Raw genomic sequence first — 21,214 nt, 5'->3', positions numbered from 1 at the left:
GACGTCCGTCACATCATCACGGCGAGCATCGCGCCCATCCCGGCGCTGCCGGCGACCCTGCTGACCGCCCTCGCCCGTTCGCCCCCGATGCCTTGCCCCGCGGGCGCCCGCAGCACGCGCGGAACGCCGACCGCGATGTCCACCGCGCAGTACGCCAGCGCCGCAACGGCGAGCGGCCAGTGTTCCAGTGAGCCGCCGTGTCCCGACATGGTCAGCCACGGATCCGCGGAATGATCGTCGTGCGGCACGGCGATGAGCATGTACGCCATGGCTGCGGCCATCACCGCGTGGTGACCGCATCGCGTGCTGCCGGACAGGCTCCGCCGGCGCCGCCACCACGCGGCGCCGAGCGCAACCGCCGCGGCCACGAAGATCGCCCGCCACCCGGCCAGCGGAACCGGCCCGCCGAGCGGGCTGACCATGGCCAGCATGCCCAGGCACATGAGCAGGTCGGCGGCCTCGTCCACGCGGTCGATCCCGGCCCGACGACCGGCAAGGTCGCCGGCGAGTGCCAGCCGATACGCCGACGACGCCGCCATGATCGCGAAGAACACCGACCACACCCACAGCACGGCGACAGGTGCGTCCATGATCTTGACCGTGCACCGGCGAAGCGCCGTTGTCAGCCCGCAACCGTGTGACTACGCAGAGTGTTGGCACTGCGGTTGACACGGGCGCGTGACCCCGCGACGACAGAGGGGCCTACGCAATCTGACGTACGCGGATATCCGTTCCTGAGCGGACGCGCGGCTGCAGCGGGAAGCGCGTGATCGCGAGCAGGCGGAGGCGGTGCGCGAGCGGGTCGCCGGGGAACGGCTCCGGATCGCCCAGGAAGTACACGACGTGGTCGGGCACGGGCTGGCCGCGATCAAGATGCAGGCCGACGTGGCCCTCCACCTGCTCGACCGGGACCCGGACCAGGCACAGCGATCACTGCAGGCGATCAGCAGGACGGCCACCGAGGCGCTGAGCGAGGTGCGCAGCACGCTGGCCGTGGTGCGCCGGAAGGACACCGACCGCGCGCCCACGCCGGGCCTGGACCGGCTGGACGACCTGCGCCGCCGGATGACCGAGGCCGGCCTGCGGGTCGAAGTGGAAACCACCGGCACGCGGCGTGAGCTGCCGGACGCGGTCGACGTCGCAGGCTATCGGCTGGTGCAGGAGTCGCTGACCAACGTCCTGCGGCACAGCGAGCAGAAGATCGCCACTGTGCGCTTGCGGTACGACCCCGACGCAGTGGTCATCGAGGTGTCCAATCCGGACGCAGGGGACCACACCGGCGACGGAACGGGATTCGGCATCCGGGGCATGGCCGAACGGGTCGGCTCGGTGGGTGGCGAGTTCTTCGCCGGACGCACCCCGGACGGCCGCTTCACGGTCCGGGCCAGCCTGCCGACGGGAGGGAAGGCATGACGTCCGTGCTGGTCGCCGACGATCAGGAGCTGGTCAGGCTGGGGCTGCGCGCGCTGATCGAGAGCGAGGACGGGCTGGAGTTCGCCGGGGAAGCAGCCGACGGCACGGCCGCCGTCGCCGCGGTGCGCCGGCTGCGGCCGGACGTCGTGCTGATGGACATCCGCATGCCCGGCATCGACGGCCTGGAAGCCACTCGCCGCATCACCGCGGACCCCGAGCTGGCAGGCACCCGGATCATCGTGCTGACCACCTTCGAGATCGACGAGTACGTCTTCGAGGCGCTCCGCCACGGCGCCAGCGGATTCCTGCTCAAGGACACCCCGCCCGCCGACCTGCTGCGGGCCGTCCACACCGTGGCGGACGGCGGGGCGCTGTTGTCTCCGAGCGTCACCCGCACCTTGATCAGCACGTTCGTCGAGCAGCAGCGGCGGCCACGCAACCCGCATCCGCTGCTGGACACCTTGACCGAGCGGGAAAAGGAGATCGTCGGCCTGGTCGGCGAGGGACTGAGCAACGACGAGATCGCCGACCGGCTGGTCATCAGCCCGGCGACGGTCCGCACCCACGTGGGCAGAGCCATGACCAAGCTCGGCGCACGAGACCGGGCCCAGCTGGTCGTGGTGGCCTACCAATCGGGGCTGACCGGCTGATCAGGCAGTCAGTACGCTGGTGATCGTGATCTGTCCCAAGTGCCAGAACCTGATGCGGACCGTCGACAAGAACGGTGTGCACATCGAGCAATGCGAAGGCTGCAAGGGCGTCTTCCTGGACAGAGGGGAGCTCGAGCAGATCGCCGCGGCCGAGGCCGCGTACTACTCGGCGGCTCCGCCGCCGTACACACCGGACGGTCCGGGCACGGCCCCGCCCCCGCCGCCCCGTCACCAGCAGCACTCGCCCTACTACCCGGACAGCCCCCGGCCCTACCACGGCGGCTACTACCCGGATTCGCCGCGCCCGTACGGCTACCGGCACCACAAGCGCCGCCGCGCCCGCAGTTTCCTCGAGGAACTGTTCGACTGACACGTGCTCGACCCGCTGATCTGCTCGCGGTGCGGCGAGCGCACCGAGCGGCCCGACGTACGCGGCACGCTGCTGCTCTGCGGGTATTGCGGTCACCAGCGCCCGTTTCTGCGTCTCCCGTTGTTCGCGCTGACCGGGCCGAGCGCGGGCGGCAAGTCGACCATCGGGCCGCTGCTGGCACGCGCGCTCGGCGACAAGGTCGTGGTGCTGGAACAGGACGTGCTGTGGACCGCCGGCCTGCGCGACCACGAGGACGGGCACCCGCGCTTCCGGTCGGCATGGCTGCGGTTGGCGGCGATGATCCACCAGTCGGGCCGCCCGGTGGTGCTGTGCGGCACCGTGGTTCCGCCCGAGCTCGAGCCGCGCCCGGAACGGGCGCTGTTCTCCGCGGTGCACTATCTGGCCCTGACAGCAGAACCGGACGTCCTCGCCGCGCGGCTGCGGGCTCGCCCCAAGTGGCGCGCATGGGACGACGAGGAACGCATCGCCGAGATGCTGCGGTTCGCCCGGTGGCTGAGCGAATCCGCGGCGTCGCTCGAGCCGCCGGTGGAGCTGGTGGACACCACTCACCGGCCGGTCGCCGAGACGCTGCGGATCGCCAGGGAGTGGGTGCTGGCACGGCTGTGACCCGACCTGCTGTTTCGTGCGGCCGCCCGGCCGGGTAGCCGCGGGTGTGAACGCAACCAACGACGTCTGCGTGGCGGTCATCTACTACAGCGCCACCGGGACGACGCACGAGATGGCCAAGGCCGCTGCCGACGGTGCGGAAAAGGCCGGGGCCCAGACGCGGTTGCGGCGGGTGCCGGAACTTGCGCCGCAGGAAGCGATCGAGGCCAACGAGGACTGGGCCGAACACCTCGAGCAGGTTTCCGACGTCCCGGAAGCGACGCTGGACGATCTGGAGTGGGCCGACGGCGTCCTGTTCGGCACGCCGACCCGCTTCGGCAACGTGGCCGCGCAGCTCAAGCAGTTCATCGACACCACGGGTGGGCTGTGGCAGTCGGGCAAGCTGACCGACAAGGTCTTCGGCGGTTTCGTCACCACGGGCACGAGCACGGCGGCCACGAGAGCACGCTGTTGACGCTGTTCAACGTCATCTACCACTGGGGCGGCATCGTGGTCACCCCCGGCTATACCGAGGACGACCAGTTCGTGCAGGGCAACCCCTACGGTGGCTCGCACACCAGCCAGAACGGTGAGATCCCTCCGGACGAGAAGGCGCTCGCCAGCGCGGCGCTCACGGCTCGCCGGGTCGTCGACGCCGCCTCGGCGCTGAAACGTGCCGCCGGCTGACCACCGGACGGCCGTCGTCTGGTTCCGTCGCGATCTACGGCTGGCCGACCAGCCGATGTTGATCGCGGCAGCGGAACGCGCATCGCGAGCCCTTGCGGTCTTCGTGCTCGATCCGGTGTTGCTGGGGCCGTCAGGAACGGCCCGGACGGCGTTCCTGTACGGCTGCTTGCGCGAACTCGGCGAATCGCTGCGCGGCCGGCTGCTGATCGTGCGTGGTGAACCCGCGCAGGTCGTCCCCCAGGTGGCATCCGCTGTGAATGCCGGTTCCGTTCATGTCGCCGCGGACTACGGCCCGTACGGCACACGGCGCGACCAGCAGGTGAGCGAAGCCTTGAACGCCCGAGGTGTCGAGCTCGTCTCCACGGGATCTCCGTATGCCGTGGCTCCTGGCCGCGTGCACACCGGCAACGGCGAGCGATTCAAGGTGTTCACCCCGTTTCGTCGTGCCTGGCTCGACCACGGGTGGCCGCACCCTGCGCAAACGGGTGCCGGCACCCTGCGGTGGATCGATCCGGCCGACGTCGGCGTCGAGCGTGCCGACGTGCCATCGGCGGACTCACCGGCCCGGCTCCCCGAGCCCGGTGAGCGAGCAGCGCTGCGGGCGTGGCGGTCCTTCGTCGATGATCAGCTGGCGGACTACGGATCGGAGCGCAACCGTCCGCAGCCTGTGGGCAGCTCCCAGATGTCGCCGTACCTGAAGTTCGGGTGTATCCACCCGCGCACGATGCTCGCCGACCTGTCCGACGGACGCCGAGCAGGCGTGGCCGCCTACCGCAGCGAGCTCGCTTGGCGCGAGTTCTACGCGGACGTGCTCTTCCACCGCCCGGAGACGGCGCGGAGGAATTACGACAAGGCCTTCGACGTCCTCCCGACGGCGTCAGGCGTAGCTGCCGAGCGTGCCTTCGCGGCCTGGTGCGACGGGCGGACCGGCTTCCCGATCGTGGACGCGGGCATGCGCCAGCTGAAAGCCGAAGGATGGCTGCCCAACCGGATCCGGATGGTCACCGCATCGTTCCTGGTCAAGGATCTGCACCTGCCGTGGCGGTGGGGAGCCAGGCACTTCATGCGCCTGCTCGTCGACGGCGACCTGGCGTCCAACCAGCACAACTGGCAGTGGGTCGCCGGCTGCGGCACCGACGCGGCGCCCTACTTCCGGATCTTCAACCCGACCACGCAGGGGGAACGTTTCGACCCCGACGGCGACTACGTACGGACCTGGGTACCCGAGCTGGCCCATGTGCCTGGCAAGGCCGTTCACCAGCCGTGGAAGCTGTCTCGGGGCGAAGCCGGGGACTATCCCGCGCCGATGGTGGACCACGCTGAAGAACGTCAGGAAGCGCTGGCCGCCTACGACCTGGTCAAAGCGGCACGCGGCTGATCGTTCGTGGTGGGCGCGCCGGGGACGGCTCGAGGCAACGGCGCGAGGGGGATGCGTAGGCTGAATCGGCTCCACGATCACCGTCCGCTGCTCGCCTACAGCAGCAGCGCGGTCGGCACCGCGAGGAGCAGCAGCGCCGCAAGCCTGACCGCGACGCGCGCTGCCAGCGGTAGCGGCGGTGGGCGGTCGTGCACCCGGGCCAGCCGCTGCTCGGTGGCCGCGGTGAACACGGTGTGCGTGGCGCCGTGGGCTCCGCCGCTCACAGCCTGCAAGGCTCTTCCGAGCGCCTCGTCGCCCACTTCCCTGGCGGCCACGTCATCCGCCCGCATCTCGATCAATGCCGCCACTGCGCGCTGCGCGGCAGTCAACCCGGGCACGCCGCGAACGGTCGCACCCCACGCGACGAACGGCAGCACCACCAGATCGTGCCGCTCACGCAGGTGAGCCTGCTCGTGCGCGAGCACCGCGGACAACTCCGTGCGCTCGAGCGTGGTCAAAGCGCCCCGGCTGACCACGACCCGGGACTTCGGCCCCGGCAGGCAGTAGGCCACCGGAACCGGGTGATCCAGCACCAGCGCGCCGGGGACCGCAGGCCACGGCGTCGCCAGCACGTCGAGCAGGCCGCGATGCCTCCGGCGCGCACGCAAGGTCCGCACTCCGACGACCGCGAGCACGCCCAGCAATCGAGCGGCGATTACGACGGTGATCGCCAGTACGACCCACCGCCAGGCGTCCAGCTCCGCCAGCCGTCCGTCCAGTACCGCTCCGGCGGCGTCCCACAGGCCGTCGCCCAGCGGCGCCAGCGCGGCCGTGACTCCCGCGCCCAGCAGCGCCAGGCCACCGGCGAGCCCGACCGCCTGCCACAGCAACAGCGCTCCGACCGGGTCCCGGTGCGTCCAGCACGCTGCGGCGAGCCAGCGGCTCACCGGATCGGCCAGTGCCACCCCGAGCACCAGCAGCACCGGCCAGGCCCACGTCATCGCAACAGGTCGCGCAGCGTCTTGCGGTCGTCAGGCGGAACGGTGCCGAGGAAGCTGGCCAGCGCAGCGGCGCGATCCGGTGCCGCGTCCAGCACGTCCCGCATCAACTCGGCGATGTGTTCCTCCCTGCTCGACCGCGGCCGGTACTGGTACGCCCTGCCCGCTTTGGCGCGGCTCACCAGTCCTTTGCGCTCCAGCCTGCCGAGCACGGTGAGCACGGTGGTGGTGGCCAGCGCGCGATCGGACAGCGCCTGCTGCACGTCCCGCGCGGTCAGCGGGCGATCGGCGGACCACAGCACGTCCATCACGGCACGTTCCAGATCGGGCAAGGGTGGCATGCCTGTATTCTACAGCACGTAGAAATTCTACGTGATGTAGAAGTATGGTGGTGTCATGCTCGACGACCTGACCGCGGCCCGGGAGCAGATGGCGTTGTCCCTGGGCTTCCACATCGTGTTCGCCGTGCTCGGCGTGGGCATGCCGTGGCTGATGCTCTGGGCCGAGTGGCGGGGACTGCGCACCGGGGACGTCCGCTGGACCGCACTCGCCCGCCGCTGGTCCAAGGCGGTGGCGGTGCTGTTCGCCGTCGGCGCGGTGTCCGGGACCGTGCTGTCGGTCGAGTTCGGCCTGCTGTGGCCGCACTTCATGGAACGCTTCGGCTCGGCGTTCGGGGTGTCGTTCACGCTGGAGTCGTTCGCGTTCTTCCTGGAAGCGATCTTCCTGGCGCTCTACCTGTACGGGTGGGACCGGCTCAGCCCGCGCAAGCACCTGCTGTGCGGGATCCCGATCGGGCTGTCCGGAGTGGCGTCGGCGCTGTTCGTCACCACCGCCAATGCGTGGATGAACGGCCCGGTCGGCCTGGTCCGCGGCCCGGACGGCGAGCTGATCTCCACCGAACCGCTCGGGCCGTTTCTGACCCCGACGACCGGAACCCAGCTGACGCACATGCTGCTGGCGGCATTCATGTGCACCGGGCTGGCGGTCGCCGCGGTGTACGCCACCGCCATGCTGCGGGACCCGGCGAAGCGGGACGGCTACCACCGCCGAGGGCTGGCGGCGGGCGCGACGCTCGGGCTGAGCCTTGCGGTGCCGCAGGCGCTGGTCGGTGACTGGGCGACCAGGGTGGTGGCCGACGAGCAGCCGGCCAAGTTCGCGGCGATGGAGGGTGTCGAGGTCACCCAGGACGGTGCGGCCTTCTCGTTCGGGCCGTTCGAGATTCCCAAGCTGCTGTCGCTGATGCTGCGGTTCGACCCGGACGCGCGGATCACCGGGCTGGACGCCATTCCGGCGGCCGATCGGCCCCCCGCGGGCATCACCCACCTGGCCTTCCAGGTCATGGTCGGCATCGGTGTCGCGTTGATCGCGCTCGCGGCCTACGCGGCGTGGCGGTATCGCCGCGACCGGCGGCGCGGCGGTCATCCCACCGACGACCGGCGATTCCTGCTCGCGCTCGCGGCCGCCGGGCCTGCGCCGTTCGTGGCGCTGATCGCGGGCTGGATCGTCACCGAGGTCGGGCGGCAGCCGTGGATCGTCTTCCAGGTGATGCGCACCGCTGACGCGCTGACCAGCCAGACCGGGCTAGCCATCTACCTGTACGTGACGATCGCGGTCTACCTGGCGCTGTCGGTCGCGCTGGTCGCGATCCTGCGGCGCATCGCCCAGGGGCCGCGGCCGACCGATCCGGCGCCCGTCGAGATGGAACGGAGTGCGGCATGACGGTGACCGAAGGCCTGGGATTGCTGGTCCTCGTCGGGCTGACCGCCTACGCGGTGCTCGGCGGCGCGGACTTCGGCGCCGGGTTGTGGGACCTGTCCCGGCAGCGGCGGCAACGCGAGCTCGTGGTGCGGTCCATGGCGCCGGTGTGGGAGGCGAACCACGTGTGGCTGATCTTCGTGGCCATCGCGTTGTTCTCCGGCTTCCCCGAGGCGTTCGCCGCGCTGTCGCGGTCACTGACCGGCCCGTTGTCGATCGCGCTGCTGGGCATCGTGCTGCGCGGTGCCGCGTTCGCGTTCCGCCAGTACGGCGCGCCGTACGGGGGCAGGCCGGTCCGTGGCACCGGGCTGTGGGCCCGGATCTTCGCGGTGTCCTCGCTGGTCACGCCGTTCGCCTTCGGCGCTGCGGCCGGTGGGATCACCACCGGCAGGGTGCGCGCCGACGGGTCGGCGGGCTTCCTCGCACCGTTCCTGGCGCCGCTGCCGCTGGTGAGCGGGCTGCTGGCGGTGGCGGCGTGCGGTTTCCTGGCCGCGGTCTACCTGACCGCCGACGCCGACCGGGAAGGCGACGAGGAACTGGTGAACCGCCTGCGGGTACGGGCCTTGGTCACCGGGGTGATCGCCGGTGGCCTGGCTCTGGCGGCGTTGCCGCTGCTGCCTGCGTGGTTCGCCCGGCAGCTGTCGCTGCCCGCCATGGCGATCAGCGTGGTGTGCGGGGCGCTCGCCCTGGAACTGGTCAGGCGCGGGCACTACCAGCTGGCGCGGGTGGCGGCCGCCGGTGCGCCCGCCGCCCTGCTCGGTGGGTGGGCCCTGGCCATGCAACCGTGGGTGCTGCCGGGCGAGGTTCCGCTGCGCGTGGCCAGTGAGGGCACCGCGAGCCTGATCCTGGGCATCCTGATCTGCGGGCTGATGATCGTGCTGCCCAGCTATTGGTACATGATCCGCGTGCTGCGCGCGCCGCGAACGACGGCCGAAGCGAGGGCCACGGATCGGAACACCGTGGCGGGCCGATGAGGCCGCGGACACGGTAGTCCGCGTGAACGAGTGGGCGGGCGTCGACGGTGCGCGGCAGGCTGTGTGACGCCGAGCTGGCCGCCCGGTTGCCGGTCAGTGCTCGGCGCCGAGCGCGAACGCGGCCTCCAGGTCGTGCTTGGAGTAGGTCTGGAAGGCGATGTGCGTCTCGGTCGACCGCACGCCGTCGACCTTGTTGATCCGGCCGGGGATGACCTGGGCCAGCTCCTCGTGCCTGCGCACCCGCACGATGGCCAGGATGTCGAACTGCCCGGTCACCGAGAAGACCTCGCTCACACCGTCCAGCCCGGCCAGCGTCTCGGCGACCTCGGGAATGCGATGGGTGTCGGCATTGATCAGCACGATCGCAGTGATCACGTCAGGCTCCTCGCAGCGTGTCGGTCGGCTCGGGCTTCAGTCTCGCATTCCGGTCACCGCGGTGGCGCCCAGGCCGCTCGCGCGCGTGTGCACGTGGCTGCGGGGTCGCGACCCGGCGGCTCGGTGGCGGAGTGCACCGCCTCGCGCGTGCGCACGTGGCCGCGGGCCCGCGCATGTTACCGATGGGGCCAGGCCACTCGCGCGCGTGCGCGCGTCGGCGCCTGCGCACCGGCAGGCCGGTCGTCTGAGGCCAGGCCACTCGCGGCCACTCGCGCGCGTGCGAGCACACGTGCGTGCGGGCGTACGGGAGGACGTGCGCACGGGAGCACGGCAGCAGGGAAGCGCGCGGGCGCCCCAGCACCCCAGCCCGCCAGCGCCCCAGCACCACAGCACCACAGCCCGCCAGCGCCGGCCGGTCACCGAAGCCCCTGCACGACCGGCCCGCTCTGAGCCAGACTGTGGGCGTGATCGTTGCATTCAGCATCAGCCCGGCAGCAAACGACGAAACCGGCGGCGTTGGCGAGGTGGTCGCCGAGGCAGTGCGCGTGGTTCGCGAGTCCGGTCTCCCCTGCGAGACCAACGCCATGTTCACCAACATCGAAGGCGAGTGGGACGAGGTGATGGCGGTGATCAAACGCGCCGTCGACGTGGTCGCCGCCCGCTCGCCGCGCGTCGGACTCGTGCTCAAGGCCGACATCCGCCCCGGCTACGACAACCAGCTCAAGGCCAAGGTGGAGCGGGTGGAGAAGTACCTGGCCGAGGGTTCGTCCCGCGCGGACCAGCAGGACTGACCGGCCGGCTCGGCAGGCGCCTGCCGGGACGAGCAGCGGACCGGCTCGACCACGACCGTCACCCGCTCGGCCGGGCCACAGCCGTCGCCGCGCTCGACCGGCCCGGTGGCGCTACAGCCCCGGCCAGTCGTAGGTGATGGTCAGCGGCGCGTGGTCCGACCACCGCTTGTCCCACGCCGGGGCACGCTCGACCCGCGCGCTGACCGCGGACTCGGCCAGCTCCGCGGTGGCCACCTGCAGGTCGATACGCCACCCCGCGTCGTTGTCGAACGCCCTGCCCTGCATGGACCACCACGTGTACGGCCCCGGCCCGTCCGGCACGAGCTTGCGGTGCACGTCCACGTACCCCGCGCCCTCGTACAGCCTGGTCAGCCACTCCCGTTCCTCCGGGAGGAAGCCGGAGTTCTTCCGGTTGCCGCGCCAGTTCTTCAGGTCGTTCTCGGTGTGCGCGATGTTGAAGTCGCCCATCATCACGGCCTGCTTGCCCGCGGCGGCCACCCGCCGCCGCAGCTGCGCCAGGTACAGCAGGAACGCCCCCATGAACCGTTCCTTCTCCGCCTGTTTCGGCGTGCCCGCCTCACCGCTGGGCAGATAGACGCTGCCGACGACGACCCGCTCGAACTCGCACTCCACGTACCGGCCCGCGGTGTCGAACTCCGGATCCCCGAAGCCGACCCGGACGGCCTGCGGCTCGCGGCGGGACAGCAGGGCGACACCGGCCCGCCCCTTGATCGCCGACGGGGCGAACTGGGCGTGCCAGCCCTCCGGCCGCAGTACGTGGTCGGGAAGCTGCTCCGGCTCGGCGCGCACTTCTTGCAAAGCGACCACGTCGGCGTCCGTGGCGGCGAACCATTCGACATATCCCTTGCGCGCAGCGGCGCGTAACCCGTTGACGTTGATCGTGGACAGCCTGAGCACGGCGGCAGGCTACCGCGCGCGCCGGACACCCTCGCGGGCACGTCGCGCCGGGTGTGGGCACGACCAAACCCGGTGCTCGGCCGAGCGGCGCGGCAAGCCGGTCAGCGGCAGGTGGCGTCCTCGACCGGGGTGATGTATTCCTCGTACACCCAGCCGTCGTCGGCCAGCTTCCGGAAGCCGTTGCGCACCGTCGGCCTGGCGTCGACGGTCTCGTCCTGGGTGAGCTGCCGGATCACCTTCGACCGGATCGACGGCTCGGCCCGGACGTTGAGCACGTCCGCGGAGACCGTGAACTGACAGCCGGGACCGTTGGTATGGGTGCTCCCGCCGCCTGCCGAGCCGCCCGCGCGCGGCTCACCGCCCATGATGTAGATCACCGAGACGCCGACGAGCACTGCGGCGATGATCAGTGCCCGCTTCGGTAGTCCCAAAATCACCCGGTGCTCCTCGCCGTGCTCTGCCGCGAAACGCTGCGCCTAGATATAGCAACGTAACCCCGGTCAGTCACGTCCGGGACACGCGCCACCCGGATGGCCGTCCGATCGCGGCCCTGCGACGGGCGATTTCAGCCGATCGGGGGTGACTGCCATCCGGGCGGCGCGGCCGATCAGGCCGATCAGGCAGCGGCCATCTTCCGCTGCAGGTTCTCGTCCAGCGCGGCCAGGAACTCCTCCGTGGTCAGCCACGGGGTGTCGTTGCCCACCAGCAGCGCCAGGTCCTTGGTCATCTTGCCGCTCTCCACGGTCTCGATGACCACCTGCTCCAGCGTGTTGGCGAAGCCGATGACCTCCGGGGTGTTGTCCAGCTTGCCGCGGTGCTCCAGGCCCCTGGTCCAAGCGAAGATCGAGGCGATCGGGTTGGTCGAGGTCGGCTTGCCCGCCTGGTGCTGCCGGTAGTGCCGGGTGACCGTGCCGTGCGCGGCCTCCGCCTCCACGGTGCGGCCGTCCGGGGTGCGCAGCACCGAGGTCATCAGGCCGAGCGAGCCGAAGCCCTGCGCGACCGTGTCGGACTGCACGTCGCCGTCGTAGTTCTTGCAGGCCCAGACGTAGCCGCCCTCCCACTTCAGCGCGGCGGCGACCATGTCGTCGATCAGCCGGTGCTCGTAGGTCAGGCCCGCGGCCTCGAACTTGTCCTTGAACTCCTTCTCGTAGATCTCTTGGAACACGTCCTTGAACATGCCGTCGTAGGCCTTCAGGATCGTGTTCTTGGTCGACATGTAGACCGGGTAGCCGCGGTCCAGGCCGTAGTTGAAGGACGCGCGGGCGAAGTCCTCGATGGACTTGCGGTAGTTGTACATGCCGAGCGCGACGCCGCCGCCCTCCGGGAACGTGGCGACCTCCAGCTCCATCGGCTCGGAGCCGTCCTCCGGGGTGTAGGTGATGGTCACCGTGCCCGGGCCGGGCACCTTGAAGTCGGTCGCCTTGTACTGGTCACCGTGCGCGTGCCTGCCGATGATGATCGGCTTCTTCCACCCGGGCACCAGGCGCGGAATGTTGGAGATGATGATCGGCTCGCGGAACACCACGCCGCCGAGGATGTTCCGGATGGTGCCGTTCGGGCTGCGCCACATCTTCTTCAGCCCGAACTCCTCCACCCTGGCCTCGTCCGGGGTGATGGTGGCGCACTTGACACCGACGCCGTGCTCCTTGATGGCGTGCGCGGCGTCGATGGTGACCTGGTCTTCGGTGCGGTCCCGCTCCTGGATCGACAGGTCGTAGTAGGCCAAGTTGACGTCCAGATACGGGTGGATCAACTTGTCCTTGATGAACTTCCAGATGATGCGGGTCATCTCGTCGCCGTCGAGCTCGACGACGGTTCCCTGGACCTTGATCTTCGACATGAGCGGGGACGCTCCTCTCAACGGAGGTTCTGCGGGTTGTCGTCGCTAACGGTACAAGCGTACTGGTATACGGGCGACCGGTCGCAGCGTACCCTCGCGGGCCCGTGACCCGGGCCCCTGCCGCCCGCGGCCGAGGGTGGTCGACAGCATGACGTTGCCGATGCGGAAGTCCGGGCCCCTGCCGCCCGCGACCCAGGGGGCATCACGCCGACTTCCGCGACAGCTGGGCCACCGCTCCCCGGCCCCGGCCGCTTTGCCTGACGTGCGCGACAGCAGGGACCCCACCGCTCCGCTGCCGTCCGCGGCCCGGCCTCGCCGACGAAGACGGCCAGATCGCCGCTGGCGCCGACATGGGTGCATGAGGCATACACCGAGGACGCCGGTGCACGGCCTGACCACGGCGACAGCGCGGACTGACCTTTGTTTCGACGTGGCTCAGCTGAAGTCCCGTGCCTGAGCTCCGGGACAGCGCGGACTGACCAGCCTGGAAGCGGTACGCAAGCGGCCCGGAATGCCGACCTCCGCGACGACGCGGACTGACCCATCCCTCTGCTCCGCACCGGGGTCATGGCAAGACTCCCGCGATGTGCCGGACGGCCATCCCCGGCCCCGGCCCCTCGCGCCGGAGCCGGGATGCGGCGGTGTCGAAGTAGGCGCCAGGGTGCTGGGCCCCGGCCCCTCGCGCCGGAGCCGGGCTGGCCGGCGCGTGCCAAGATGGGCGCATGGCGCTGTGGCTGACGACCGACGACGAGGCGAACCGGCTGCTGGACCGCGACCCGTTCGCCCTGCTCGTCGGCATGACCCTGGACCAGCAGTACCCGATGGAGCACGCGTTCGCGGGGCCGAAGAAGATCGCCGACCGGATGGGCGGCTTCGACATCCGCGCCATCGCGGAAGCCGACGAGGCGGAGTTCGAGCAGCTGTGCGCCACTCCCCCGGCGATCCACCGGTACGGGCGCTCGATGGCCCGCCGCATCCAACAGCTGGCGAAGGTGATCGTCGAGCAGTACGACGGCGACACGGCGGCCATCTGGACCAGGGACGACCCGGACGCCGCGGAGGTGTTCCGCCGCCTCAAGGCGCTGCCCGGGTGGGGCGAGATGAAGTGCAAGATCTTCCTCGCCCTGCTGGCCAAGCAGCGCGGTGTCCGGCCGGACGGTTGGGAGCAGGTGGCCGGCGTCTACGCCGAGGAGTCCGCCCGCCGGTCGGTGGCGGACGTGACCGGCCCGGAAAGCCTGCAGGAGGTCCGCGCGTTCAAGAAGGCGGAGAAGGCAGCCGCCAAGCAGGCGAAGGGATGACGAGTCCGGCATGAGCTCAGCCCACCCGCGACCCCGCGCCCTGATCACCGGCGCCAGCAAGGGCATCGGCACCGCGGTCGCCCGTGCCCTGGCGGGCACGCACAGCCTGCTGCTGGGCGGCCGGAACCGACAAGCGCTGACCGCACTGGCCGGCGAGCTGCCCGATGCCACGGCGTGGCCGGTCGACCTCACCGACCAGGAAGCGGTGGCGGAAGCCGCGGCAGGCATCGACTCGCTCGACGTCCTCGTGCACTCCGCAGGCGTCGCGGCGCTGGGCAGGGTCGAGGAAGCCGCCGCGGAGGTGTGGCGGCACAACTTGGAGATCAACGTGGTCGCGGTCGCCGAGCTCACCCGTTTGCTGCTGCCTGCGCTGCGGGCGGCGGGCGGCCACGTCGTGTTGATCAATTCCGGCTCCGGGCGGAACGCCCGCCCCGGCTGGGGGCCCTACGCGGCGAGCAAGTTCGCCCTGCGCGCGTTCGCCGACGCGCTGCGCGCCGAGGAGCCCGGGCTGCGCGTCACGTCGATCTACCCCGGCCGCACCGACACCCCCATGCAGCAGGCCATCGTGGCGGGCGAGGGCAGGCCGTACCGGCCCGAGGAGTTCCTGCGGCCGGAATCGGTCGCAGCCGCGGTGCAGGCGGCGGTGAGCGCGACGCCGGAGGCCCACGTGACCGAGGTGATCATCCGGCCGCGCAGATTGTCAGCCCACACGTGACCGAGGTGGTCATCCGGCCGCGCTGACCGTCAGCCGGGGTGGGCGCCGACCGTGTCCCGGATTTTCTCGCCCTCGCCGCCGGCGTGCCGGGCGCAGTGCGCACAGCAGTAGAACCGGCCGCTCACCTCGACACCGTGGCCGAGGATGCGGCAGCCGCAGTGCTCGCACACCGGCGCGATCTTCTGTGCCGCGCATTCGATCGAGTCGAAGGTGTACACGTCGCCGCTGGTGGTCGTGACTTCGAACGTCATCCAGTAGTCGTTGCCGCACACGTCGCAGGTGGCCATGGGCCTCACCTCCCGATGCGGGCGGGTTCCCGAGGCCGCCCACCGGCAAACGACCCGGGCGGAACCGCATCCCGGCGGCCGACACATGGCCCGGCCGATGGCACGCACTGCCATGACGCGAACGCCTTCCCCGCCACAGCCGGTCGCTGACCGTGGACGCCGCTCGCAACGGCAACCACCGCAACGGGGCATGGCGGCCGGGCACCGGATCGGATTGTCGACCGTGGCGCCCGGAATTTCCTAGTCTGAAGGTGGAGGTGATCTGACGATGCGAGCCTCAACCGGTGACAAGATCCTCGTCCACGGCCCGAAGGTCGGTGTTGCCGAGCAGGAGGCTGAGATCATCGAGGTCCGTGGCGAGAACGGCAAGCCGCCTTACCTGGTGCGTTTCGACGACGGCAGGGAGACGTTGATGTTCCCGGGGCCGGATGCCGTCGTGGTGCACAAGAACTAGATCGGCCCCTTGGTGATGGTCAGCGCGACGAACAGGATCATCGCCCCGAGTGCCGTGTAGGCGAGGACGTCGACGCCGCGGCTGCGGATGACGATCAGCCCGGCCTGCTCGGGGGTCAGCACCGCCCGCAGCAGCGCCGCGACCAGCAGCGCGACGGCGACCAGCACCGACCCTTCCCGCCAGTGGTACTGCGCGATCCGCACGAACCCGGCCGCGACGATGGCCAGGACCACGGCGAACGGAAGGTGGGCGCGCACTGCTGCGTTCACGGCGCTGCTGCCTCGGCGGCCTCGACCACGTTGGTCACCAGCATCGCCCTGGTCATCGGCCCGACACCACCGGGGTTGGGCGCCAGGTAACCCGCCACCTCGGCGACGTCGGGATGCACGTCGCCGACGAGCTTGCCGTCCACCCGGCTCACCCCGACGTCCAGCACGGCCGCACCCGGCTTGACCATCTCCGGGGTGATCAGGTGCGGTACCCCGGCGGCGGCCACCACGATGTCCGCCGAGCGCGTCTCGGCCGCCAGGTCCCTGGTGCCGGTGTGGCAGGCGATGACCGTGGCGTTCTCCGACTTACGCGTCAGCAGCAGGCCGAGCGTGCGGCCGACCGTGATGCCGCGGCCGACCACCGCCACCCGCGCTCCGGCGATCGGCACCTGGTAACGGCGGAGCAGCTCGATGATGCCGCGCGGCGTGCACGGCAGCGGGCCCGGCTCGTTGAGCACCAGGCGGCCCAGGCTCAGCGGCGCCAGCCCGTCGGCGTCCTTGGCCGGGTCGATGCGCTCCAGCACCTGGGAGGTGTCCAGGTGCCCGGGCAGCGGCAGCTGCACGATGTAGCCGTGACAGGCAGGATCGGCGTTGAGCTCGTCGATCACCGCGTTCAGCTCGTCCTGCGTGGTGTCCGCGGGCAGGTCACGACGGATCGACGTGATGCCCAGCTTCGCACTGTCGGCGTGCTTCATCTTCACGTAGGAGTGCGATGCGGGGTCGTCCCCGACCAACACGGTGCCCAGCCCGGGCACGACGCCGCGCTCGGCCAATGCGGCCACCCGCGGCGCAAGCTCGGCGAAGATCGCGTCCTTGGTCGCCTTGCCGTCCAGTACCTGTGCTGACATACCACCCGCATCCTCGTGTCGATCCGGTACGGCCGGAACTCTAACGGTCAGTCCCGGTCGGCGGGCAGCCGCTCCTGCTTCCCCGGCCCGGCTCGGCACCTCGTCCGCACCGGCCCCGCCTGCCTGCCGCACCGGCCCCGCCGATGCCGCCGTCGGTCAGGCCACCGGCGTTCGCTCCGGCCGCGGGAGCACGCGCGGCCTGCGGCGGAAGACCGTGACCGCGATGGCCACCATCGCCAGCCCGACGCCGAGCACGGTGGTGAGCGTGACCGGCGCGTCCCTGGTGGGCAGCACCAGGTCCAGCACCAGCGAGCCGGAGAGCTGGCCGGCGATGGTGGCCAGCCCCAGCACCAGCACACCGGTCCAGCGCACCACGAGCGCCATCAGCGCGATGAACGCCACCCCGATGAGCCCGCCGGTGTAGAGCACCGGGTTGGACGGCAGCGGACCCGGCCCGCCCTGCACCATCAACGACACGGCCCAGCCGAGCAGCAACGCGGCGGTGCCCACCACGAAGTTGACCAACGTCGCGGTCATCGGATTCGCCGCGGCCACGCCCACCCGGCCGTTGATCGCCTGCTGGACGGCCACCGCGGCGCCGCCGAGCAGCGGCAGCACCAGCAGCCAGACCCGGCCGTCCACGGCGGTCAGCCCACCGCCGGTGGTGATCACCACCGCGATCAGCATCACGACCGCGCCCGCCAGCCGCTGCGGGGTGATCGCCTGCGGGCCCGCGGGCCCGAGCCCCGCCCGGTCGACCAGCAGGCCGCTCACCGTCTGCCCGGTCACCACGCCGACGGTGAACATCGCCACGCCGAGCACGGCGACGGTGACCGCCTGCCCCGCGACCAGCGTGGCGCCGCCGAGCCCGCCGAGCAGATGCCACCAGTGCAGGGTCCCGTCGCGCAGCGCGGTCCTGATCCGCGGGACACCGGACCGCATCCGGGGCATGACACACAGCAATGCGAGCAACACCACAAGGCCCCCGCCGAAGGAGACCACCGCGGCGAAGAACGCGTCCCCCACCCGATCGGCCAACCGGCCGTTGATGCTGGACTGACCGGCAACCGCCAGTCCGCCCAGGAAAGCGAGTGCGATTCCCAGTGCCTTCCGACGCCCGTTACTCAGCTCGTCCGCCCTTCATGTCTTCCCGTACTGCCAGTGCGAAATCGCCGAAATCGAGTCAAGATGTCTGGGTGGCATACCCGACGCAGCTGAGCGCACCCGAGCAGGACACCCTGGTCAAACAGATCGGTCTTGCTTTGTTGCGGGCCGCACCGCGGGACTGGAAGCGAATCGTCGTTCACTACCGGACCGTCGGCCGGTACCACGAGCTCGATGGCGAGATTACCCTCGCCGACGGCTCCGTGACGGAATGGGTGGCCACGCACGACATCGCGACGCTGTTCGCCAGGCTGCGCAGCGGCATGTATCGCGAACAGCGGGGCACGTGGTTCAACGCGCACTACACGCTGGAGGCTCCGGCCAGCTACAACCTGGAGTACGACAGGGAAGAGCCGGAGTGGAAGCTGCTGCCGCCACCCCAGGCCTACGCCGACGAGCTCCGCATGTTCCCTCGCTCGGAGGAAAACGTGCCGGAGTGGCTGATGCGGCGGCTGGCCGGGTTGGGGCCCGAGCGGCCCGGCCCGCGGTTGCACATCGCGCGCGTGTTCGACGGGACGGACTCCTCCGGCCGCCCGGTGATCGACCGGGACGAGCTGGATCCGGAGGAGCAAGCCGACGTGCTGGCCTACCTGGAGGACGCGCCGGTGGTTCGTCCCGGCCGCGGCTTCGACGTCGACCAGCTGGCGGAGAACCCGGAACCTGCCGTCCCGGTCGGCTTCCACAGCGACGGCGAGTGGATCTGGCCCGCTGCGGTGCCGTACTACCTGCGCAAGTACGGGGTGACTCCGGAGCCTGCGCTGCTGGCGCACATCCGGGACAACGGCTATCGCGTTCCCGAGGTCAGCGAGGAGCAGCGCGCGGCGGCCGCCGACTACCTCGCGCGCGGCAACGCGGCTCCCGAGCAGCCCGCGGCGCTGGGTGGCCCGCCGATGCCCCGCCCGGGGGAGGGGCCCGGCAGGCTCGCCGGACCGCCTCCTGCCGGCGCTCCCGGCGCGTCCGGCACCGCCGACGTACCAGGGGCTTCTCCCGGTCCCCGGTTCGGTGACGCGGGCGGCCAGGGGCGGTTCGGACGGCCGGGAGGCTTCGGCCAGCCCGGCGCCTCGGCAGGCCGGGGCGGCCCGATGCCGCCCATCCCGGGTGGTGCTGGTCAGCCCGCAGCGCCGGGTGCGGCTCCGCAAGCGCGTGACCAGGCAGGCGTCGGTGCGGGCCTGAACGGAGTCGGCGGCCTCGGCGCTCCCGGCGAGCCGGGTACCGCAGGTCCCGGCCGTCCCGGCCAATCGAGCGGTCCCGGTGGCCGTCCGGACGCCTGGTCGGCGGGTGCGGAACGGCATCGGCCGGACGCCGACGAGCCGGACGGGCAGGAAACCACCGACGAGTTCAGCAGCTTCCAGCCGGTGGACGAAGACCCGGCGGTGCCAAGCGGTGCCGTGGGCGGGCAGCCGAGCGCGAGCCGCGAGGGCGGGCCCGGCCGCACGGACGAGCCGCCCGCCGGTTCGCCCGGCCCCGGCGCGGTGGCCGGAGCCGCGGGGGCGGGTCTGGGTGCCGCAGGCTTCGCGGCGCGATCCCCGTTCGGTCGTGAGGACGACCGCGACGCGGGCGGCACGCACCGGGAGCCGGGCAACGAGCCGGAGGCGCCGGAAGAAGTCACCCAGCTGTGGACGCCGGATTTCGCGCGCTCGCAGCCCGGCGCGCAGGACGCGCCCTCGGACGAGCGCGCGGAGCGGCCCGGCGAGGACGAGGATGCGCACCGCCAGGCGCAAGCACGCGTCAGCACCCAGTACTTCACGCCGGGTTTCGCTGACGACGAGGCCGACGACGACAGCGAGGCCCCGGCCGAGTCGGCGGAGGATGCGCACCGCCGCGCGCAGGAGCACATCAGCACCCAGTACTTCAGCCCGGTGCTGGACGACGACCCGGACGCGGACGACCTCGCGGATGCCGACATCCCGGTCACGTTCCAGCCGCACGAGGGGCCGGAAGCCGAAGACACCGCGGACGACGGTGACGAGCACGAGCCGATGGGCATGGCGGAAGGCCCACCGGGTCCGGGCGACGAGCGCGCCGACGGCGGCTTCGGCGGCGGGACCGAGACGGCAGCCAGGGATCTCGGGGCGCCCGAGCGGCCCCACGAAGACTTCCGGACAGCCGACCGGCCCCACGAAGACTTCCGAGCTGCCGACCGGCCCCACGAAGACTTCCGGGCAGCCGACCGGCCCCGCGGCGACTTCGGTTCCGAGCAGGCGGACGCCTTCGGTGGTGCCGAGGGATTCGCCGAGGGCGCTCGCCCCGGTCTCGGCGCTCGACCGGAGCTCGGTGCCGACCACTCCCCGTCGCCCGAGCCGATGGCCGGCCAGCACGGCTTCGCGCCCGAACACCAGCGGACGCGGGACGATGCCGCCGCAACCGGCACGCCGACCGACCCTGCCAAGGGTTTCGCAGGTGCCGAGTCGCGCGGCCAAGCGCCGGGACTGCCCGGTCCGGGGGGCTTCGCGCCGCCCGAGTTCGCCAGGCAGGACCCCGAGCCGATCGGTGCGCCGCCGCGGCGGCAGCCCGAGGCGGCGGCACGCGCCGAGGCTCCGTTCGGCGAGCCCGCGTTCGCCAGGCTGCAGCGCAAGCTCGAGGAGCTGGGTGTGCCCGGAGCCGCGTACCGCATCGGCGAGCCGATCAAGGTGGGCTGGAGCCTCGAGCAGGTGCCGGAGGGCTGGCGCGTCGGCCGGTACGACGACAGCTTGTCCGATTCGTCGGTGTTCGGCGACGCCGCGGACGCCGCCGCGTTCATGCTCGGCAAGATCCTGCTGGAGCCGAACGGGCGAGCGGCCGCGGAGCAGGGCGACGAGGGCGGGCGTTCCGGAGACCGGGGTGAGCCCCCTGCCGAACCCGGCCGGGCGCCGGCCGGCTCGCTCCCGACGGCCAGGCCGGACGTTTCTCCGGCGGCCGAACCGCGTCCGGTCCCGCCGCCTGCGGCCGGGCCGGTGCCGCCGCCCTCGATCGCCACATCGGCCGCGGGCAGCGCGGGCGCGGCGGCCGAGCCGAGGGATTCCGGGGCGCCGCGGCCGCACCCGAACGTGCCGTCGCCGGGGATGCCGTCGGCGCCGGGCAACTGGCCCATTCAGCCGCTGCCGGGAGAACCGCCGCTGACCCTGTTCCGCGGCAAGAAGCTGGCCGACCTGCCGGTCGGCAGCGAGCTGGACCGGTTCGGCGACCCGGACGGCAACCTGACCTACGTGGCGGGTACGCCGTTCCCGGAGCGGTCGCTGGTGCCCGAGTGGGTCAACCGCCCGTATCACGTGTACCGGGTGCAGCAGCCGATCGAAGCACTCACCGGTGTGGCGATCCCGTGGTTCAACCAGCCCGGTGGCGGCACGGCGTACGTGCTGCCCGCGTCGATCGAGGAGCTGCTGGCCGAGGGCGTGCTGATCGAGCTGGAGCCAGGTGAACCGCCGGTCGCCTGACATCCAGCCGGGGCCGGCCCCGGGGTCGGCTA

The 21,214-nt window shown here is 71.5% G+C and carries 25 protein-coding genes; 14 read left to right on the top strand and 11 right to left on the bottom strand.

Annotated elements, in window-relative coordinates; all coding sequences use genetic code 11:
- Positions 1 to 8: 8 nt before the first annotated feature.
- Complete coding sequence (locus tag YWY_RS0118430; RefSeq protein ID WP_028848823.1) at positions 9 to 590, bottom strand: DUF5134 domain-containing protein; 582 nt, start codon at positions 588 to 590, stop codon at positions 9 to 11.
- A gap of 199 nt (positions 591 to 789) precedes the next feature.
- Between YWY_RS0118430 and YWY_RS22810 the strand changes: the two genes are divergently transcribed.
- The 7 genes from YWY_RS22810 to YWY_RS0118400 are packed head-to-tail and all read left to right on the top strand — an operon-like array spanning position 790 to position 5,104.
- Positions 790 to 1,413, top strand: coding sequence for a sensor histidine kinase (locus YWY_RS22810; RefSeq protein ID WP_245566722.1), 624 nt, complete (start codon positions 790 to 792; stop codon positions 1,411 to 1,413).
- Positions 1,410 to 2,063, top strand: a complete 654-nt coding sequence (locus tag YWY_RS0118420; protein ID WP_028848822.1) for a response regulator — start codon at positions 1,410 to 1,412, stop codon at positions 2,061 to 2,063. Before YWY_RS22810 ends, YWY_RS0118420 begins: the two co-directional genes overlap by 4 nt.
- A 25-nt stretch (positions 2,064 to 2,088) precedes the next feature.
- The gene (locus YWY_RS0118415) at positions 2,089 to 2,433 is read left to right on the top strand and encodes a TFIIB-type zinc ribbon-containing protein (protein WP_028848821.1); all 345 of its coding nucleotides are present in this window, start codon (positions 2,089 to 2,091) and stop codon (positions 2,431 to 2,433) included.
- Positions 2,434 to 2,436: 3 nt separating this feature from the next.
- Positions 2,437 to 3,060, top strand: coding sequence for a P-loop nucleotide/nucleoside kinase family protein (locus YWY_RS0118410; RefSeq protein WP_028848820.1), 624 nt, complete (start codon positions 2,437 to 2,439; stop codon positions 3,058 to 3,060).
- A gap of 46 nt (positions 3,061 to 3,106) precedes the next feature.
- Complete coding sequence (locus YWY_RS24955; protein WP_342665128.1) at positions 3,107 to 3,514, top strand: flavodoxin family protein; 408 nt, start codon at positions 3,107 to 3,109, stop codon at positions 3,512 to 3,514.
- Positions 3,511 to 3,726, top strand: coding sequence for a hypothetical protein (locus tag YWY_RS24950; protein WP_342665127.1), 216 nt, complete (start codon positions 3,511 to 3,513; stop codon positions 3,724 to 3,726). Before YWY_RS24955 ends, YWY_RS24950 begins: the two co-directional genes overlap by 4 nt.
- Complete coding sequence (locus tag YWY_RS0118400) at positions 3,713 to 5,104, top strand: cryptochrome/photolyase family protein (RefSeq protein ID WP_028848819.1); 1,392 nt, start codon at positions 3,713 to 3,715, stop codon at positions 5,102 to 5,104. The genes YWY_RS24950 and YWY_RS0118400 overlap by 14 nt, the downstream gene beginning before the upstream one ends.
- A 95-nt stretch (positions 5,105 to 5,199) precedes the next feature.
- On the opposite strand, the gene YWY_RS0118395 is transcribed toward YWY_RS0118400, so the two are convergent.
- Positions 5,200 to 6,084: a M56 family metallopeptidase gene (locus YWY_RS0118395; protein WP_028848818.1), complete on the bottom strand. Its 885-nt coding sequence runs from the start codon at positions 6,082 to 6,084 to the stop codon at positions 5,200 to 5,202.
- The gene (locus tag YWY_RS0118390; protein ID WP_028848817.1) at positions 6,081 to 6,422 is read right to left on the bottom strand and encodes a BlaI/MecI/CopY family transcriptional regulator; all 342 of its coding nucleotides are present in this window, start codon (positions 6,420 to 6,422) and stop codon (positions 6,081 to 6,083) included. The genes YWY_RS0118395 and YWY_RS0118390 overlap by 4 nt, the downstream gene beginning before the upstream one ends.
- Positions 6,423 to 6,477: 55 nt before the next feature.
- Here YWY_RS0118390 and YWY_RS22800 point away from each other — a divergent pair, with 55 nt between their 5' ends.
- Positions 6,478 to 7,800: a cytochrome ubiquinol oxidase subunit I gene (locus tag YWY_RS22800; RefSeq protein ID WP_051310412.1), complete on the top strand. Its 1,323-nt coding sequence runs from the start codon at positions 6,478 to 6,480 to the stop codon at positions 7,798 to 7,800.
- Positions 7,797 to 8,810, top strand: coding sequence for a cytochrome d ubiquinol oxidase subunit II (locus YWY_RS0118380; RefSeq protein ID WP_028848816.1), 1,014 nt, complete (start codon positions 7,797 to 7,799; stop codon positions 8,808 to 8,810). The genes YWY_RS22800 and YWY_RS0118380 overlap by 4 nt, the downstream gene beginning before the upstream one ends.
- A 93-nt stretch (positions 8,811 to 8,903) precedes the next feature.
- Here the strand turns inward: YWY_RS0118380 and YWY_RS0118375 are convergent, their stop codons facing one another.
- Positions 8,904 to 9,185: an Lrp/AsnC family transcriptional regulator gene (locus YWY_RS0118375; protein ID WP_028848815.1), complete on the bottom strand. Its 282-nt coding sequence runs from the start codon at positions 9,183 to 9,185 to the stop codon at positions 8,904 to 8,906.
- 464 nt (positions 9,186 to 9,649) lie between these two features.
- Between YWY_RS0118375 and YWY_RS22795 the strand changes: the two genes are divergently transcribed.
- Positions 9,650 to 9,976, top strand: a complete 327-nt coding sequence (locus YWY_RS22795; RefSeq protein WP_038045854.1) for a thiamine-binding protein — start codon at positions 9,650 to 9,652, stop codon at positions 9,974 to 9,976.
- A gap of 111 nt (positions 9,977 to 10,087) precedes the next feature.
- Here YWY_RS22795 and YWY_RS0118365 read toward each other — a convergent pair whose 3' ends face one another.
- The 3 genes from YWY_RS0118365 to YWY_RS0118355 form a co-directional block, all read right to left on the bottom strand.
- Entirely contained in the window at positions 10,088 to 10,894 is an 807-nt protein-coding gene (locus YWY_RS0118365) for an exodeoxyribonuclease III (protein ID WP_028848814.1), read from the bottom strand.
- Between the two features lie 101 nt (positions 10,895 to 10,995).
- The gene (locus tag YWY_RS0118360) at positions 10,996 to 11,331 is read right to left on the bottom strand and encodes an SH3 domain-containing protein (protein ID WP_028848813.1); all 336 of its coding nucleotides are present in this window, start codon (positions 11,329 to 11,331) and stop codon (positions 10,996 to 10,998) included.
- Positions 11,332 to 11,510: 179 nt separating this feature from the next.
- On the bottom strand, positions 11,511 to 12,734 hold the full coding sequence (locus tag YWY_RS0118355; RefSeq protein WP_028848812.1) for an NADP-dependent isocitrate dehydrogenase: 1,224 nt from the start codon (positions 12,732 to 12,734) through the stop codon (positions 11,511 to 11,513).
- 722 nt (positions 12,735 to 13,456) lie between these two features.
- Between YWY_RS0118355 and YWY_RS0118350 the strand changes: the two genes are divergently transcribed.
- On the top strand, positions 13,457 to 14,032 hold the full coding sequence (locus YWY_RS0118350) for an HhH-GPD-type base excision DNA repair protein (RefSeq protein WP_028848811.1): 576 nt from the start codon (positions 13,457 to 13,459) through the stop codon (positions 14,030 to 14,032).
- 10 nt (positions 14,033 to 14,042) lie between these two features.
- Positions 14,043 to 14,747: an SDR family oxidoreductase gene (locus YWY_RS0118345; RefSeq protein WP_028848810.1), complete on the top strand. Its 705-nt coding sequence runs from the start codon at positions 14,043 to 14,045 to the stop codon at positions 14,745 to 14,747.
- A 29-nt stretch (positions 14,748 to 14,776) separates the two neighbouring features.
- Here YWY_RS0118345 and YWY_RS0118340 read toward each other — a convergent pair whose 3' ends face one another.
- Complete coding sequence (locus YWY_RS0118340) at positions 14,777 to 15,034, bottom strand: hypothetical protein (RefSeq protein ID WP_028848809.1); 258 nt, start codon at positions 15,032 to 15,034, stop codon at positions 14,777 to 14,779.
- A 268-nt stretch (positions 15,035 to 15,302) separates the two neighbouring features.
- Here YWY_RS0118340 and YWY_RS0118335 point away from each other — a divergent pair, with 268 nt between their 5' ends.
- A complete protein-coding gene (locus tag YWY_RS0118335) occupies positions 15,303 to 15,488 on the top strand; it encodes a DUF1918 domain-containing protein (protein ID WP_028848808.1) in 186 nt (61 codons plus the stop codon).
- On the opposite strand, the gene YWY_RS0118330 is transcribed toward YWY_RS0118335, so the two are convergent.
- The 3 genes from YWY_RS0118330 to YWY_RS22790 all read right to left on the bottom strand — a co-directional run bounded on the left by YWY_RS0118330 (position 15,485) and on the right by YWY_RS22790 (position 17,703).
- Positions 15,485 to 15,757 carry a DUF3017 domain-containing protein gene (locus YWY_RS0118330; protein ID WP_028848807.1) on the bottom strand — a complete coding sequence of 91 codons (273 nt, stop codon included), beginning with the start codon at positions 15,755 to 15,757 and terminating at the stop codon, positions 15,485 to 15,487. The genes YWY_RS0118335 and YWY_RS0118330 overlap by 4 nt on opposite strands.
- Positions 15,754 to 16,605 carry a bifunctional methylenetetrahydrofolate dehydrogenase/methenyltetrahydrofolate cyclohydrolase gene (locus YWY_RS0118325; protein ID WP_028848806.1) on the bottom strand — a complete coding sequence of 284 codons (852 nt, stop codon included), beginning with the start codon at positions 16,603 to 16,605 and terminating at the stop codon, positions 15,754 to 15,756. Before YWY_RS0118325 ends, YWY_RS0118330 begins: the two co-directional genes overlap by 4 nt.
- Positions 16,606 to 16,761: 156 nt before the next feature.
- Positions 16,762 to 17,703 carry a DMT family transporter gene (locus tag YWY_RS22790; RefSeq protein ID WP_342665130.1) on the bottom strand — a complete coding sequence of 314 codons (942 nt, stop codon included), beginning with the start codon at positions 17,701 to 17,703 and terminating at the stop codon, positions 16,762 to 16,764.
- A gap of 98 nt (positions 17,704 to 17,801) precedes the next feature.
- Between YWY_RS22790 and YWY_RS24470 the strand changes: the two genes are divergently transcribed.
- Complete coding sequence (locus YWY_RS24470) at positions 17,802 to 21,182, top strand: TNT domain-containing protein (RefSeq protein ID WP_038045534.1); 3,381 nt, start codon at positions 17,802 to 17,804, stop codon at positions 21,180 to 21,182.
- Positions 21,183 to 21,214: the final 32 nt, after the last annotated feature.

This window comes from Thermocrispum agreste DSM 44070 (genome assembly GCF_000427905.1).
GTDB lineage: Bacteria > Actinomycetota > Actinomycetes > Mycobacteriales > Pseudonocardiaceae > Thermocrispum > Thermocrispum agreste.
Note: the sequence above shows the minus strand (reverse complement) of the source record. Positions and strands in the feature narration are given on the sequence as shown.

What these genes read in the sequence shown, in the direction of transcription:
- YWY_RS22800 (WP_051310412.1), top strand. Translation starts at nt 6,478, where the DNA reads ATGCTCGACGACCTGACCGCGGCCCGGGAGCAGATGGCGTTGTCCCTG.
- YWY_RS0118420 (WP_028848822.1), top strand. Translation starts at nt 1,410, where the DNA reads ATGACGTCCGTGCTGGTCGCCGACGATCAGGAGCTGGTCAGGCTGGGG.
- YWY_RS0118325 (WP_028848806.1), bottom strand. Translation starts at nt 16,605, where the DNA reads ATGTCAGCACAGGTACTGGACGGCAAGGCGACCAAGGACGCGATCTTC.
- YWY_RS0118345 (WP_028848810.1), top strand. Translation starts at nt 14,043, where the DNA reads ATGAGCTCAGCCCACCCGCGACCCCGCGCCCTGATCACCGGCGCCAGC.
- YWY_RS0118355 (WP_028848812.1), bottom strand. Translation starts at nt 12,734, where the DNA reads ATGTCGAAGATCAAGGTCCAGGGAACCGTCGTCGAGCTCGACGGCGAC.
- YWY_RS0118430 (WP_028848823.1), bottom strand. Translation starts at nt 590, where the DNA reads ATGGACGCACCTGTCGCCGTGCTGTGGGTGTGGTCGGTGTTCTTCGCG.
- YWY_RS0118350 (WP_028848811.1), top strand. Translation starts at nt 13,457, where the DNA reads ATGGCGCTGTGGCTGACGACCGACGACGAGGCGAACCGGCTGCTGGAC.
- YWY_RS0118335 (WP_028848808.1), top strand. Translation starts at nt 15,303, where the DNA reads ATGCGAGCCTCAACCGGTGACAAGATCCTCGTCCACGGCCCGAAGGTC.
- YWY_RS0118340 (WP_028848809.1), bottom strand. Translation starts at nt 15,034, where the DNA reads ATGGCCACCTGCGACGTGTGCGGCAACGACTACTGGATGACGTTCGAA.
- YWY_RS0118380 (WP_028848816.1), top strand. Translation starts at nt 7,797, where the DNA reads ATGACGGTGACCGAAGGCCTGGGATTGCTGGTCCTCGTCGGGCTGACC.
- YWY_RS0118390 (WP_028848817.1), bottom strand. Translation starts at nt 6,422, where the DNA reads ATGCCACCCTTGCCCGATCTGGAACGTGCCGTGATGGACGTGCTGTGG.
- YWY_RS0118395 (WP_028848818.1), bottom strand. Translation starts at nt 6,084, where the DNA reads ATGACGTGGGCCTGGCCGGTGCTGCTGGTGCTCGGGGTGGCACTGGCC.